This window comes from Paraburkholderia sediminicola, assembly GCF_046027825.1.
Classification (GTDB): Bacteria; Pseudomonadota; Gammaproteobacteria; order Burkholderiales; family Burkholderiaceae; genus Paraburkholderia; species Paraburkholderia sediminicola_D.
In genome coordinates this window covers 16,384-30,707 of record NZ_JAQQDU010000026.1, presented here as the reverse complement: position 1 = coordinate 30,707, position 14,324 = coordinate 16,384, and the positions used below count along the sequence as shown (strand labels likewise).

The 14,324-nt window shown below is 62.7% G+C and carries 11 protein-coding genes; 2 read left to right on the top strand and 9 right to left on the bottom strand.

Features of this window, described 5'->3' with window-relative positions; all coding sequences use genetic code 11:
- Nucleotides 1-14 precede the first annotated feature (14 nt).
- Complete coding sequence (locus PQQ96_RS16260; RefSeq protein ID WP_408293543.1) at nucleotides 15-1,574, bottom strand: methyl-accepting chemotaxis protein; 1,560 nt, start codon at nucleotides 1,572-1,574, stop codon at nucleotides 15-17.
- A gap of 183 nt (nucleotides 1,575-1,757) precedes the next feature.
- Entirely contained in the window at nucleotides 1,758-2,297 is a 540-nt protein-coding gene (locus tag PQQ96_RS16255; RefSeq protein ID WP_408293696.1) for a YbaK/EbsC family protein, read from the bottom strand.
- Between the two features lie 221 nt (nucleotides 2,298-2,518).
- Between PQQ96_RS16255 and PQQ96_RS16250 the strand changes: the two genes are divergently transcribed.
- Together PQQ96_RS16250 and PQQ96_RS16245 are read left to right on the top strand one after the other, a co-directional pair.
- Nucleotides 2,519-3,829 (top strand): YihY/virulence factor BrkB family protein, encoded by a 1,311-nt coding sequence (locus tag PQQ96_RS16250; protein ID WP_408293540.1) that lies wholly within the window; start codon nucleotides 2,519-2,521, stop codon nucleotides 3,827-3,829.
- Between the two features lie 391 nt (nucleotides 3,830-4,220).
- Nucleotides 4,221-5,408, top strand: a complete 1,188-nt coding sequence (locus tag PQQ96_RS16245; protein WP_408293538.1) for a porin — start codon at nucleotides 4,221-4,223, stop codon at nucleotides 5,406-5,408.
- Between the two features lie 278 nt (nucleotides 5,409-5,686).
- Here PQQ96_RS16245 and PQQ96_RS16240 read toward each other — a convergent pair whose 3' ends face one another.
- The 7 genes from PQQ96_RS16240 to PQQ96_RS16210 all read right to left on the bottom strand — a co-directional run bounded on the left by PQQ96_RS16240 (nucleotide 5,687) and on the right by PQQ96_RS16210 (nucleotide 14,278).
- Entirely contained in the window at nucleotides 5,687-6,559 is an 873-nt protein-coding gene (locus tag PQQ96_RS16240; protein WP_408293536.1) for a proteasome-type protease, read from the bottom strand.
- Between the two features lie 212 nt (nucleotides 6,560-6,771).
- On the bottom strand, nucleotides 6,772-7,572 hold the full coding sequence (locus PQQ96_RS16235) for a transglutaminase family protein (protein WP_408293534.1): 801 nt from the start codon (nucleotides 7,570-7,572) through the stop codon (nucleotides 6,772-6,774).
- Between the two features lie 12 nt (nucleotides 7,573-7,584).
- A complete protein-coding gene (locus tag PQQ96_RS16230) occupies nucleotides 7,585-8,535 on the bottom strand; it encodes an alpha-E domain-containing protein (protein ID WP_408293532.1) in 951 nt (316 codons plus the stop codon).
- Between the two features lie 208 nt (nucleotides 8,536-8,743).
- Nucleotides 8,744-10,153: a circularly permuted type 2 ATP-grasp protein gene (locus PQQ96_RS16225; protein ID WP_408293530.1), complete on the bottom strand. Its 1,410-nt coding sequence runs from the start codon at nucleotides 10,151-10,153 to the stop codon at nucleotides 8,744-8,746.
- A 412-nt stretch (nucleotides 10,154-10,565) separates the two neighbouring features.
- Nucleotides 10,566-11,021, bottom strand: a complete 456-nt coding sequence (locus tag PQQ96_RS16220) for an HU family DNA-binding protein (RefSeq protein WP_175048835.1) — start codon at nucleotides 11,019-11,021, stop codon at nucleotides 10,566-10,568.
- Nucleotides 11,022-11,462: 441 nt separating this feature from the next.
- Nucleotides 11,463-12,233: a tetratricopeptide repeat protein gene (locus PQQ96_RS16215; RefSeq protein WP_408293526.1), complete on the bottom strand. Its 771-nt coding sequence runs from the start codon at nucleotides 12,231-12,233 to the stop codon at nucleotides 11,463-11,465.
- Nucleotides 12,230-14,278 (bottom strand): bifunctional 2',3'-cyclic-nucleotide 2'-phosphodiesterase/3'-nucleotidase, encoded by a 2,049-nt coding sequence (locus PQQ96_RS16210; RefSeq protein ID WP_408293524.1) that lies wholly within the window; start codon nucleotides 14,276-14,278, stop codon nucleotides 12,230-12,232. Before PQQ96_RS16210 ends, PQQ96_RS16215 begins: the two co-directional genes overlap by 4 nt.
- Nucleotides 14,279-14,324 lie beyond the last annotated feature (46 nt).

Below are 14,324 nucleotides of genomic sequence, written 5' to 3'. Positions count from 1 at the left end.
TCCCGCCATGCTTTTCACGCCCCTTCCGGCAGCGTGAACACGGCAATCGCAGCCGACAGTTGCCCGGTCTGGGCTTTCAACACATCGGCGGACGCGCTGGCTTCTTCCACCAACGCAGCGTTCTGCTGGGTCGTTTGATCCATGCTTGCCACAGCGATGTTGACCTGTTCGATGCCCGAGCTTTGCTCAACCGACGCCGCGCTGATCTCGCCCATGATGTCGGTCACGCGGCGCACCGCGTGCACCACTTCCTGCATCGTTTCACCGGCCCGGCCCACGTACTGCGAGCCGCCTTCGATCTGCGCGGCCGACTCTTCGATCAGCGTCTTGATCTCCTTGGCCGCCGCCGCGCTGCGCTGCGCGAGGCTGCGCACTTCGCCCGCCACCACCGCGAAGCCGCGCCCTTCCTCACCGGCGCGCGCCGCTTCAACCGCCGCGTTCAAGGCAAGAATGTTGGTCTGAAATGCGATCCCCTCGATCACACCGATGATGTCGCCGATCCGATGTGACGACTGCGAGATGCCACGCATCGTCTCGACCACCTGGCCCACCACTTCACCGCCGCGCGCCGCCGTCTCCGAGGCGTTGTGCGCCAGTTGACTGGCCTGCTTGGCATTGTCGGCGTTCTGCTTCACGGTCGCGGTGATCTGCTCCATGCTGGACGCGGTTTCGCCAAGCGCGGTCGCCTGCTGTTCCGTGCGGCGCGACAGGTCCGCGTTGCCGGCGGCGATCTCGTTGGACACTGTCGAAATCAGCGTGGCGCCACTGCGAATCTGCGTGATCGCTTGCGCGAGTCGATGCTGCATGCGCTGCATCGCGGCGAGCAGGCTGACGTTGTCGCCGGCTTTCGTCTCGACGACCACATCGAGGTCGCCATCGGCGATACGTGAAGCGATCTGCGCCGCGTAAGCCGGTTCGCCGCCGAGTTGCCGCAAGATGCTGCGCAGGATCACGCCGATCACAAGCCCGACCACCAGACACAGAATCAGCGCCGCGCCGACGTACTGCACGAGCGTGGTATAGAACGCGGCGTCGATATCGTCGGTGAACACACCGGTGACGATCGTCCAGTCCCACGGCTTGTAGAGCCGCACGTAGTTGATCTTCGGCGCCATCTGATCGGAGCCCGGCTTCAGGAACTGCAGGTGGATGAAGCCTTCGCCGTCGCGCTCGGCGAGATCCGAACCGTCCTTGAACACGTGGCGGCCCTTCGGGTCTGTGAAGCCGCTCATGTCCTTGCCTTCGAGATCGGCCCGCACGCCGTGCATCAGCACTTTCGCATGCGCGTCCTCGATCACGAGGTAGCCGCCGGCGCCGTCGTAGCGCATCGCGCGCAGGTCGGCCATGGCCGTGCGTTGCGCGTCGGCGAGCGGCATCGTGCCGGCCGCGGCGAGGCCGTTATAGCGATCCAGCACGCTGTAGGCCACGCTCACTACGCTTTTCAGCTCGGCCTGACGGTCGGCGATCATCGTGTCGCGCGTTTTGAACGCACCCCACAGGCCGATCGCCAGAATTCCCATACACATTACCGCTAGCGCGAGCCAAAGCCGCACTTTCAGGCGAAAGCGTTCCATCTCCGGATTCCTTTGTACTTATAGTCGGCGCCGCGCGGGCGCGGCACCGTAACTGTTCAGGTCAATCTTCGGAATAACGGCTGAGCGGTGGAAAACTTCAGCGTTTGTTTGATGCCTTCGTGTGTTGGCCTATGGGACGGAGCTTGATTGGCGCTGCTTGCCGGGGTGGCAGCCCCCAAACCTTCACTCGGCCGGCAGCGCAAGCGAGGCGACTTCGCAGCGCGGCCACTGCTGCAGCACCTCGGGCGCCAACAGCAACTTGGCCGCCCGCACCCCCGCGCCCATCACGATCTGAGCACGCTCCATGACCGCGGCGTCGACGAGAATGCGCCAGTCCTCCGGCAAGCCGAAGGCCGTAATTCCGCCGAACTCCATCCCGCTATGCTCCACGGCGGCCTCCCGTTTGGCGAACGAAAGACGCTGCGCGCCCAGCGCCGCCTTCACCGCGCCATTGATGTCCAGACGCAGCGAGCCCAGCGAGACCAGCGCCGCGTAATGCTCGGCGCCCTCCTTCTTGTAGCGGATCACAATCGTGTTGGCGCAGTCTTCCAGGCCGAAGCCATAGCGCGCGCTGAATTCGGCGGTATCCGACGCGTCGTCGCTAACAGCGAACACGGTCACGCCCTGGGCCGGCAAGTGCTCGACGACATGCGCCGGCAAATGCGCGCTCAATTGTTCTGCTGGAATGACGTCCAGTTGCTTGACGAGTTCGTGCGAGTGCATGGTGATAAAAGTGTGAAGGTCCATCGGCATTCTAACGGCACACCTGCTTGCGGCGTATTGCAGGCGCACGCCTGCAGCGCTTGTCGCTTGTCGCTTGTCGCTTGTTATAGTGACAGGCACAAGGTTTGCGAAAGGCGTCGATGCGCGGGCTGCATCAAGGCCACCTCGGGCCCCCTCAACGGCACGCACGCGGCGCGAGTATCCCATTGAGAAAAACGACCATGGACAGCGACACGCTTTCCGCCGAGAACCTCCAGTTGGTGGCCCGCAAGCAGGCCAATTGGGCAATCGGCGCTTTCAAACAGTTTGGCGAGGACCGCTGCGCGGCCATGGCCGCCAGCATCGCCTTCTATGCGGCATTCTCGCTCGCGCCCACGCTGGTCATGGTGATCGCCGTGGCCGGCTGGTTCTTCGGCGACGCTGCCGCGCGCGGCCAACTGTTCACGCACATTCACGGCCTGCTCGGCGACCAGGCCGCCGCGGGCGTGCAAACCATCGTCGAGAACGCCCATCACAGCGGCAGCGCCGGTGGTATCGCGGCCATCATTTCATTCTCGATGCTGGCGATCGGCGCCTCGGCCACCTTCTCGTCGCTCAATAGCGCACTCAACCTGGTGTGGCCGTATACGGGGCGGCGCTCGTCGAGCGTGATCGCGCTGGTACGCGTACGCCTGATTTCGTTCGGCCTGGTGCTCGGCGTCGCTTTCCTGCTGATCGTCTCACTCGTGCTCGATACGGTCATCACGTTCATCGGCAAGTGGCTGTGGGGCGACTCGCCGTATGTGGTGATCGGCAATCTGCTGCAACTCGGCGTCGGCTTGCTGGTGCTGGCGTTCGCCTTTGCCGGCCTGCTGAAGTTTCTGCCGGACGCCACGGTGCGGTGGCGCGATGCGTTCGTCGGCGGCGTCGTCGCAGCCGTGCTGTTCTCAGCGGGCAAGAAGCTGTTCGCGCTGTATATCGCGCACGCCGGGATGGCGAGTTCGTTCGGCGCGGCCGGATCGCTGGCCGTGCTGCTAATGTGGCTGTACTTCTCGGCTGCGGTGCTCCTGCTCGGCGCGGAGTTTTCGGCCGCGCGCGGGCGCATGCACGATCCGCGCGGCGGATGGGGCATGCAGGAAGAGTCGCCGCCCGGCAGCCGCGCCAAGCTCGCTTCGGTGCTGGCGGCATCGACGGTATCGGCCCATGCGGTACCTCGCGTGGAAGATCGCACATCGGCTGCTGCCGGGTTGGTGCCTGCTGCCGAAGCGGCTGAGGCCGCGACGCTTGCCGCGACCGCTCCGGCGTCGGCTTTGCCGCGAGAGCAAGGGCGAGAGAAGACTTCAGCGCGGGCGACTGCGGTCAAGATCGGCCGCACCGTCGTCATTGCCGAAGCACAGGCGACGCGCGCCGCCGCTGTCACCCTGGTCGAAGCGCGCCGCCAGGCCGTCGCGGCCGATCGCTACGTCAGACGGCATCCATGGACCTCGGTGCTGGTTGCTGCGGCGGCCGGGCTAGCGGTCGCTGCTGTGGCGCGCCGTAACGGCGGACGATAACGACCGTCGCGAGCGAAAGCTGAAGCGGGTACCACCCGCTCACAACGCACAATTCCTGTCTAGCGCGCCCGTCAAGCGAAACGCGGCTCTGCTTTTATATGGACGCTTCAAAACGGCAAGAACATCTAGACAACTACCTTACAACCTCCATTCAAACAAGTGTCTAAATTGAAGGTGCCGACGCCTTCACTGTTAACAAAACAACAATAATGCACGGTCAACGAATCAATATTGCGAAAATAGCAATAATCGTTAACGGGCTTTAAATACAAGGGTTTGCATCTTTTGTCGGTTTTTGGAGACAGTCTTTTTTTTCCAGTTCTTGCCGGTTGAGGCAGTGAGCTATTCTCCTTTCCGCAACAACAAACTAATCATCTGCGTGGAGAAATGGATGAAACGAATCGCCCTGTCTACCCTCTCGCTGGCGCTCCTGGGCGTCACCGGCGTAGCACATGCTCAAAGCAGCGTTACCCTGTACGGCCTGATCGATGAGTCGGTCCAGTACGTTCACAACACGCAAAATTCGGCTGGTAAGAATTCGAATCTGATCGGCATGTACGCCGGCAACCTGCAGGGCGATCGTTTCGGCCTGAAGGGCACGGAAGACCTCGGCGGTGGCCTGAAGGCAATCTTCCAGTTGGAAAACGGCTTCGACGTGAACTCCGGTAAGCTGGGTCAGGGCGGCCGCATGTTCGGTCGTCAAGCCTACGTCGGCCTGACGGGCGATCAGTGGGGCACGTTCACGCTGGGTCGTCAGTACGATCCGGTGGTCGACCTGGTTCAGCCGCTGACGGGTGACAACTACTTCGGTTCCACCTTCGCAACGCCGGGCGACGTCGACAACAACGACAACTCCTCGCGCACGAACAGCGCCGTCAAGTACACCTCGCCGGTGTGGAGCGGCTTCCAGTTCGAAGGCATGTACGCATTCGGCGGCGTGGCTGGTTCGACGGGTTCGGGCCAAACGTGGTCGGGCGCTGCAACGTACGCAACGGGTCCGTTCAGCGTAGCTGCAGGCTACTTCCGTGCTGACAACGGCAACACGCTGGCTAGCCGCACGGCTGGCACGCCGGCGACGGAAGGCTGGAACGGCAGCACGTCGGACGGTACGTTCGACGGCCAGGTCAACAGCTTCTACGCAACAGCCAAGTCGATCGGTATCGCTCAGGTCGCGGCGCAATACGTGACCGGCCCGTTCACGGTCAACCTGCGCTACAGCAACGCGCAATACAAGCCGGACGGCCTGTCGGGCTTCGGTTCGACCGAGAAGTACAACGTCGGCGGCGTGTACCTTGGCTACCAGGTCACCCCGGCTATGCTGGTGGGCGTGGGCTACGTCTACACGAAGGGTACGGGCGACACGAGCGCAACGTATAACCAGGTTTCCCTGGGCGGCGACTACAACCTGTCGAAGCGCACGGACATCTACCTGGTCGGCGCATGGCAACATGCAAGCGGCGAACAACGTACGTCGGCAACCACGGTGGGCGCAGCTGGCGCATCGATCGGTTCGTACGGCTACAACTCGGCTTCCAACCAGCAAGAAATGGTTAGCCTGGGCATCCGCCACAAGTTCTAATCGAATTTGACGGACTGCTGTAGCAACACGCAGTTGAAGACCAGCCACGGGCGATAAGCCTGTGGCTGGTTTTTTTTCGTCTGCGGGTTCTCGCGTACGCGGCTAATCCTGGCACCTGCAAATCACGCCGCGAATAGACGGACAGCCAGGCGCGCACTGCGCGTCCATCGTGATCATTCCCAGCAGGTGAGTTAAAAAAAGGCCGCCAGCAAGCCCTTAACAGGCTCGTGACGACCTTGATGTCATGCTCCCGACCCACGGGAGCCACGCTGAACTGCCTAGCGCCGCTGGGCCTTGCCCTTCTCCGCCTGCGCCAACGTCTGCGCCGGCTTCGCATCGAGCTCATGCTCCACGCCGTCTGCCCCCACCGGCGCGCGATGCAGCACCAGCGCACGCTCGCGCTGCAGCAGCGGCACATTGGGTGAATCCTGCCAGTCAGGATCGGGAATCTCGCCGAACACCTGACGCAGCCGCTCGCCCCACGTGCGGTGAATCATCTCGAAGTACGCATTGTCGTGATCGATCGAGACGAAGCGCGTGACGTGCAGCGAATCTTTCTCATACACCAGCAGATCCAACGGCAGCCCGACTGACAGATTCGAACGCAGCGTCGAATCCATCGAAATCAGCGCGCACTTGGCCGCTTCATCGAGCGGCGTGGACGGCGTCAGCACGCGATCGATGATCGGCTTGCCGTACTTGGCCTCGCCGATCTGGAAATACGGGTTCACAGCCGACGCTTCGATGAAATTCCCCGCCGAGTAGATCATGAACAGGCGCGGCCGGTTGCCCGCGATCTGGCCGCCGAGAATGAAGCTGCAATTGAAGTCGACGCCGAATTCCTGCAACGCCTCGGCTTCGCGCTGATGCACGCAGCGCACCGCGCGGCCGATCACGCGTGCCGCGTCGGCCATGGTGGGGGCGCTCCAGAGCGTGGGCTGCGAGGGATCAGCGGGCTCGGACAGCTCGTGCAGCACCGCTTGCGTGAGCGACAGATTGCCGGCGCCCAGCAGCACCAGCATGCGCTCACCCGGCAGCTCGAACACCGACATCTTGCGCGCGGTGCTGATGTGGTCAACGCCCGCGTTGGTGCGCGTGTCCGACAGGAACACGAGACCGTCGTCGACGGACATCGCTACACAGTAAGTCATAAGAAAAGGTACCCGCAAAAAAACGACAGAACAGCGCTATTGTAATGCGGCCCGCATGCGCCTTTCTCCGTATTACGGCGCACGCGGGCCTGATCTGAATAGCTATGCGGGCTGACGCTCATTCAAACCCTTGCCATGGCTGCCGGCAAGCCACCCTGCAATACGCCCCTCAAGGCGGCCCTGACAACCCATTTGGCCGCCTCCAGCGGCCGCTACTGCGAAAGCTGCCCGCTGACCGTGACGGACACCTTCAACTGCTCTTCCAGCCCGCCGATACGCCGCCCGCGCACCGGCGCGGCGGCTTCGTAGTCGCGCGCCACAGCGAGCCGGCAGTAGATCTCGCTGGCAAACGCGGCGTGCGTGACGTCGACGGAAATCCAGCCCTTGCCGTCGAGCCACACGTCGACCCATGCGTGGCTCGCGCCGTGCTCGACATCGCCGGGTTCGATGTAGCCGCTCACGTAACGCGCCGGAATGCCGCGCGCGCGGCAGCAGGCCAGCATCAGATGCGCATGGTCCTGGCACACGCCGTTGCCGAGCGCGAGCGCCTGGGCGGCCGTGCTGGTGACTTCGGTGATGCCGGGGTTGTACTTCACGCGCTGCAGGATCTGTTCGGACAATGCGATCAGATCGCTCGAGCTCGCAAGGCTCGGCACCGATCCGGCCAACTCGCGGATCGCCGCGTCGGCCTCGGTGAGACGCGTCGAGCAGGTGAAATGCTCGAGCGGAATCGGGCCGACGGCGTCGGGTAAGCGGCCGTCGTTTAACGGGAGCGTGTCGACTTCGCCCGCTACATGCAGACGGATCTCGCCATGCGGCTTGTTGATCACGAGCGTATGCAGCACATTGCCGTAGGCGTCGAAGGTCGCGTCGAGCTTGCCGGGCGCATCGATGCTCCAGCGCCGCACCACCTGCGAGGCGCCGCTAGCCGGCGTCAGACGCAGTTGCTGGATCGAATAATGGACAGTCGCTTCGTAACGATAGGACGTGTCGTGGCGGATCGTCAGGTACATAGAAAAACTCCGTCAGGCGACTGGCAACATCAGATAGGTACGCGCAACCAGATTGCCAAGCTCGAATACGCGAGCAAGGAACTGCGTCAGATAGGCGTGCAGGCCGGCTTCGAAAATCTGCCGGATGTCGGAATACACCAGTTCGGCGCGCAGCTTGCCGGCAAACCGCTCGCACTGGTTTGAGCCCGGCGTGCGCAGCATCGCCAGATTCGTGCAGACACCTTCGAGCGAAGCGAGCAGCGAACGCGGCATCTGCTGGTTCAGGATCATCAATTCGACCACTCGCGCCGGCGTGACGACATCGCGGTACACCTTGCGATAAATCTCCAGCGCCGACACCGAACTGAGAATCGAAGTCCAGTAGTAGAAGTCTTCGAGCTGGCGCGCGGCATCGCGTGAATTCGGTTCGACGTCGGCAAAACGCACGTCGAGAATCCGCGCGGTGTTGTCGGCGCGTTCGAGGAAGGTGCCAAGCTGCGTGAAGAAGAACGCGTCGTCCTGCAACGCCGTGCCGATCGTCACGCCGCGTGACAGGTGCGAGCGGAACTTCACCCACTCGAATAGCGCGCCTGGGTTGCTCGACGTCTGGTCGGACGAAGCGCGTTCGTTGAACTCAAGCCAGGTGTCGTTGATGGTTTCCCACCATTCGGTCGTCAAGGTGCCGCGCACGGCGCGGGCGTTTTCGCGCGCGGCCTGCAAACACGAGTGAATGCTCGACGGATTGGTCGCATCGGCCACCATGAAATCGAGCACGTGTTCGCGGGTCGGTTCATCGTAGCGCTGCGCGAACGCGGATTCGAGTTCGGAAATGCGCAGCACCGAGCGTTGCGCGCGCGCCTCCTGTTCGGGCGTCTGCGGCAACAGCAAGGCCTTCAGGTTGATGTCAAGCATGCGGGCGGTGTTCTCCGCGCGCTCCATGTAGCGGGCCATCCAGAAGAGGTGATCGGCGGTTCGGCTTAGCATGACGGCGTTCCGTATCTGATGACGCGAGACCTTTGCAGAAGTAAAAGGCTCGCGCGGGTTATCCGTGTGCGCCGGCGGCGGTTTGACGCATCTGCCGGCGCGTTAGGTTGCGGCCGCGGTTGCCTGTAGGGCGACAGGCGTTGCTGCGTGAATTGCCACATGAGCTGCCACATGAGCTGTTACAGGCGCAACCGCATTGGCAACCGCGTCAGTCGACCATCCACGTATCTTTGGTCCCGCCTCCCTGCGACGAATTGACGACGAGCGAGCCCTCCTGCAACGCCACGCGCGTGAGACCGCCCGCGCACATCGTCACGCTCTTGCCGGACAGCACGAAGGGGCGCAAATCGATATGGCGCGGCGCGATGCCCGCTTCGACAAAGGTCGGACACGCGGAGAGCGCGAGCGTGGGCTGCGCGATATACCCCGCGGGCCGCGCAATCAGGCGCTCGCGGAACGACTCGATTTCGGCCTTCGTCGACGCCGGCCCCACCAGCATCCCGTAGCCGCCCGCGCCGTGCACCTCCTTCACGACCAGCTCCGGCAGATGCGCGAGCGTGTACGCAAGATCGTCAGGCTTGCGGCACTGGAACGTGGGCACGTTGTTGAGGATCGGCTTCTCGCCGAGGTAAAACTCGATCATTTCCGGCACGTACGGATAGATCGATTTGTCGTCGGCGATGCCGGTGCCCATGGCGTTCGCGAGCGCTACGCGTCCGGCGCGATACGCGGTCAACAGACCCGGCACGCCCAGCGCCGAATCGTTGCGGAAGGCGAGCGGATCGAGAAAGTCGTCGTCGACGCGGCGGTAGATCACGTCGACGCGCTTCGGCCCCTGCGTGGTGCGCATGAACACGTAGTTGTCGTCGACGAACAGATCCTTGCCCTCCACCAGTTCGACACCCATCTGCTGCGCGAGGAAGGTGTGCTCGAAATAGGCAGAGTTGTACATGCCCGGCGTGAGCACCACCACGACCGGATCGTCTACACCTTCAGGCGCCACCGAGCGCAGGGTGTCGAGCAGCAGATCGGGATAATGCGCGACCGGCGCAATGCGGTTCTGCACGAACAGTTCGGGGAAAAGCCGCATCATCATCTTGCGGTTTTCGAGCATATAGGACACGCCCGACGGCACCCGCAGGTTGTCTTCGAGCACGTAGAACTCGCCCTCGTCACCCGCGCGCACCACGTCGACCCCGGCGATATGCGCGTAAACACCAAGCGGCACGTTGACGCCCTGCATTTCAGGCCGGTATTGCGCGTTGGTATAGACCTGTTCGGCCGGCACAATGCCGGCGCGCACGATGTTGCGATCGTGATAGACGTCGTGGATAAACAGATTGAGCGCCTGCACCCGCTGGCGCAATCCGGCCTCCAGCGTCTGCCATTCGCTGCGCGGAATGATGCGCGGAATCAGGTCGAAAGGAATCAGCCGCTCGGTGCCGGACAAATCGCCGTTCACCGCGAAGGTGATACCGACCCGGCGAAACAGCAGGTCGGCTTCCGCACGCTTGCGTGCGATCGCCTCATTGCCCTGCTTCACCAGCCACCGCTCAAAGCGCGCGTAGTGTGGCCGCACGGAATCGTCATAATGACGCATCTCGTCATAGCATCGCATGTCACGCCCCGCTCTTGTTGTCGGATAGAAGGCGAATGCGCTGCGCATTCGGTGTTCGACAAACGTTCAAGCAAGCGCTATGCCATTGAGCTTTTTGCGTGCAAAACACGGTGCATGCACGCTAAGAGCGCATCCCGACCGGCATGGCCTCGTTGCCATCGTACTGCGGCGGCCCATGATGCGCTAGTACGGTGCATCGGGGCACCGCGGCGGGCGGCGGCGAGTTCGCCAAACCCCAGCAGACGCGCATAAAAAAATCCCCGCGGATTCGCATCCTCGGGGATTCGGACAACTCGCACTGCGGGTCAGCTCAAACGTTAACGACGGTTAAAAGCGGACGGTTGAAAGCCGATGGCGAACAACGCACCGTTAAAACCTTTACTCAAAAACCGCCGTAACGCATGAAGCGCGATCAGCCTGCTGCTGCGTCTTTCAGCTTCTTCAGCGGACGTGCCTTGATGCGCACGCTAGCCGGCTTGGCCGGGAACCAACGCTCTTCGCCCGAGAACGGGTCTTTGCCGAAGCGCTTCTTCTTCGCCGGCACAGCTTGCACGACGATCTTCAGAAGACCCGACAGCGTGAATTCGCCAGCGCCCTTCTTGTGCACAGCGCCGAGGATCGTGTCTTCGAGCGCGGCCAGCACAGCCTTGGCAGTCTTCGGTTCCACAGCGGCGCGTTCAGCGACGTGTGCAGCCAGCGAGGCCTTCGTGAAGGTGTCCTTGATCGGCGACGGAGCGCTGGAAGCCTTCACGGCGACCTTCTTAGCTGCGACGGCCTTCTTCGCAGGAACAACTTTCTTTGCAGCAACCTTCTTGGTCGGTACCGGGGCAGCAGCCTTCTTGGCCACCTTTTTTGCGGAAGTCGGCATGTTTCTCCTACCTGTAGTGGTCAGTGATTTGCACGAAGCGCACACGGTATGTGCACGCTTCAACGCCGGATTCTACAAGCGCTAATACGATTTGCGCGACTCTTTTGTGTATAACAGCGAAGGTTTGTTGCGTGGCGCAGACTGCGCAACACATTTTGATCCTTGTTTTAGCGGGTAAACGTGCGTCGGCGTGCGTCGGTCTGGTCCGTAACACCAACACGTAACGTGCGTTACAAGCCATTTCGATGCATGAATAGAGGCACTTTCGGTGCAGGGCGATGCCCTGCGGATGGCGACTCGATGGCCCGGACGCGTCTCACCGACACGTCAGCCATGCCGATTCACGCGGCGGAAAAAACACGCCCCCTGCAGCGAAAGTCTCTGCAGGGGGCGGCTAACGTTGCTCTGCGACAGAAAATCGCAGGCCGTTTCAACGCGCGATCACGGCCGGCTGACGTGCTTCAGATCGTGCTCGCTCTCCTTTACATGAGCCCAGTACTCGTCTTCGTCGCGCGCCATGCCAAGTTCGCCGTTGCGATAGGCGATCGCCAGCGCCAGATTGGCTTCGGGTAACTCCGCATTGGCCGCGCGCGTCAGCCATTGCAGCGCCAACGTGTCGTCATGCGGCAGCGTCATGCCGAAGCGGTACTCGTTGGCGAGCTGGAATTGCGCGAGCGGCACGCCCGCTTGCGCCGCCTGTTCCAGCCAGTGAATCGCCATGGCTGGATCACGCACGACGCCGTAACCATTGCGATAAAGCGTCGACAGATCGTACGCGGCCTGGGGATCATGAAATGCGGCTACGTTCAACCAGCGGCGGCTTTCCGCATAATCCGACTCGATGCCGGGCAGTCCGCGCAGCAGCAGATGTCCGAGCGTGGCCTGCGCACCCGGCACACCGTCGAGCGCAAGTTGACGGTACAAGTCGACGCCTTCGCGCCGCTCGTCGAGTTGCGCCGAGTTCACCAGCACGTCGGCGAGAGCCTCGCGCGCCACCGCATTGCCAAACGCCGCGGCGAGGCGCAGCCGCCACATTGGCCACGCCGCGTGCGTGGCCGTGCCCTGCATCCGCCAATCGTCGATCTGCACGTTGGAGACGGGCGTCGCCACGCGCGTGGCCGCGACCGTGGCGAGCGTACCGGCAGCGAGGGCGACAGCCACTGCGACGGTCACCGCCACGGCCGCCGGCTTCAAAGTGAAGCGCGCCGTCATTGGTTGAGGTTCACCGAGTAGACCGCGAGCCCCTTGCCGCTGCCGTCTTCGGTCTGGAGCTGGGTGACGTTGGTGACGCCGTAGGTTTGCGCGAGCGCCACCAGGTTCGGCGCCGCCTTGAACGTCACCTGCCCGGCCGTCGCCACTTTCGTGAAGCGCCAGCTACGATCGCTGCCGTTGCTCGCCGCCTTGATGGCTTGCACCTTCTTGATGTAGGCGATCAGGACGTCGCGGCTCGCATCGGGCGACGCGTAAATCGTCTTGCTGCCGTCCAGCCCTGGGAAGTTGCCACCGCCGCTCGCGCGATAGTTGTTGGTCGCGACGATAAACGACTGCGTATCCGAGATCGCCGCGCCCCGATAGGTCAGGTTGCGGATCCGGCTGCCGACTGCCTGCGTCACGTCGATTTCGTAGCTGAAGTCCTTCGACGTGATCATGTCGAAGTTATAGCCGGGATAGGTGCTGACCAGCGCCTGCGCCGCCGTGTTGGCCGGATCGATCTTGTTGAAACGCTTCGCCGCGGTTTCGAGCCAGGCCTTCAGATCGGCGCCCGTCACCTTCACCGCGTAGATCGTGTTCGGGTACAGGTAGAGGTCGGCGGCGTTATTGATCGCGACGTTGCCCTGTGAGACATCCGTGAAATCGTTGCCACCGCCAAAGCCGCTCTTGAACGGCGCGCTCACCGACAACACCGGAATGCCCGCATATTGCGGCAGATTCGCGCTGATGTAGTCCTGCACGTAGGCCGCCTGCGCCTGGTTGACGATCTCGATGGCCGAGACGTCGCCCACGTCGGCGAAGTAGGTGGTCATGCGGAAATCGGTCGTGCCGATCGGCGTTTTCACATAATTGATGGTGGCGCTGTGTTCGGCCGCGATCGCCTGCGAGATCGCCGGATCGACCGCCACGTAGCTGTTATCCGTATTCTGGATCGAGCGTGCTTCCGCTGTGCTCGAATTGCGGTCCACCGTCCACGTGCCGTTCGTGTAGTTCAGCGCGAGTTTGATCACGCCGAGATGCTTGCCCCAGAAATTCGCCATCACGGTCGGCACGCCGTTGACGGTGCCTTTCACCTTGTCGACGCCCGGCAGACTGAATTGCGTGACGGTGCTGTTCTTGTCGGGGAATACCTGGTGCGAGTGGCCGATCAGCATCGCGTCGATGCCGGGCACCTTCGAAAGATAGTAGCTGCCGTTTTCCATCGACGGCGAATAGGTCGAATTGTCGAGCCCCCCATGCGACATGGCGACGATGATCTGCGCGCCCTTCGCCTTCATTTCCGGCACGTACTTCGACGCGCTTTCCACCAGCCCCTGCGTGTAGACGTTGCCGTCCAGCCAGCGCTTGTCCCACGCCATGATCGCGGGCGGCGTAAAGCCAATCACGCCGATTTTCACGGGTGCGCTGACGGTCTTGCCGTCTGGCGTGGTAGCCGTCAGCGTGCGCTCGAGAATCGTGTACGGCTTGAAAATCGGCTGCTGCGACTTCGCGCCGAGCACGTTGGAGAGCACCAGCGGAAAGTTCGGCCCCGCGCACGCCGGTTGCGACGCCACCGGGCTCATGTTCGGCACGTCGAACGCGCTGCCGGTTACTTGCGCGAGGAACGGCAAACCGTAGTTGAATTCGTGATTGCCGATCGTGCCCGCGTCGTACTTCAGCAGGTTCATCACCTTGTAGACGCCGAGCGTCGTTTTGCAATCGATCGGCGCAACCTGCGCCTGGTAGTCGGCGAGCGCGGTGCCCTGGATCGTGTCACCGTCGTCGAGCAACATCGTGTTCGGGAATTCCTTGCGCGCCGCCGCGATCAGCGTGGCCGTGCGCTCCAGACCGAGCGACTTGTCTTCGGCCAGCTTGTAGTAGTCGTAGCTGAGGAGATTGGTGTGGATGTCGGTGGTTTCCAGCAACGCGAGCGTCGCCTTCGTGCCGTTCGCCACCTGCGGCTGCGACTGCGCTGTGTCAATGTCGCTGCTGCTGCACGCCGTGATGCCGATCGCGCTCGCCACACCCAATCCAACCAGGGCGCCGACCGCGCGAAGCCTGCGCATCCTCTTTGCTGCCATAAACGTCACTCGCATCCCTACTGCCCTCCGG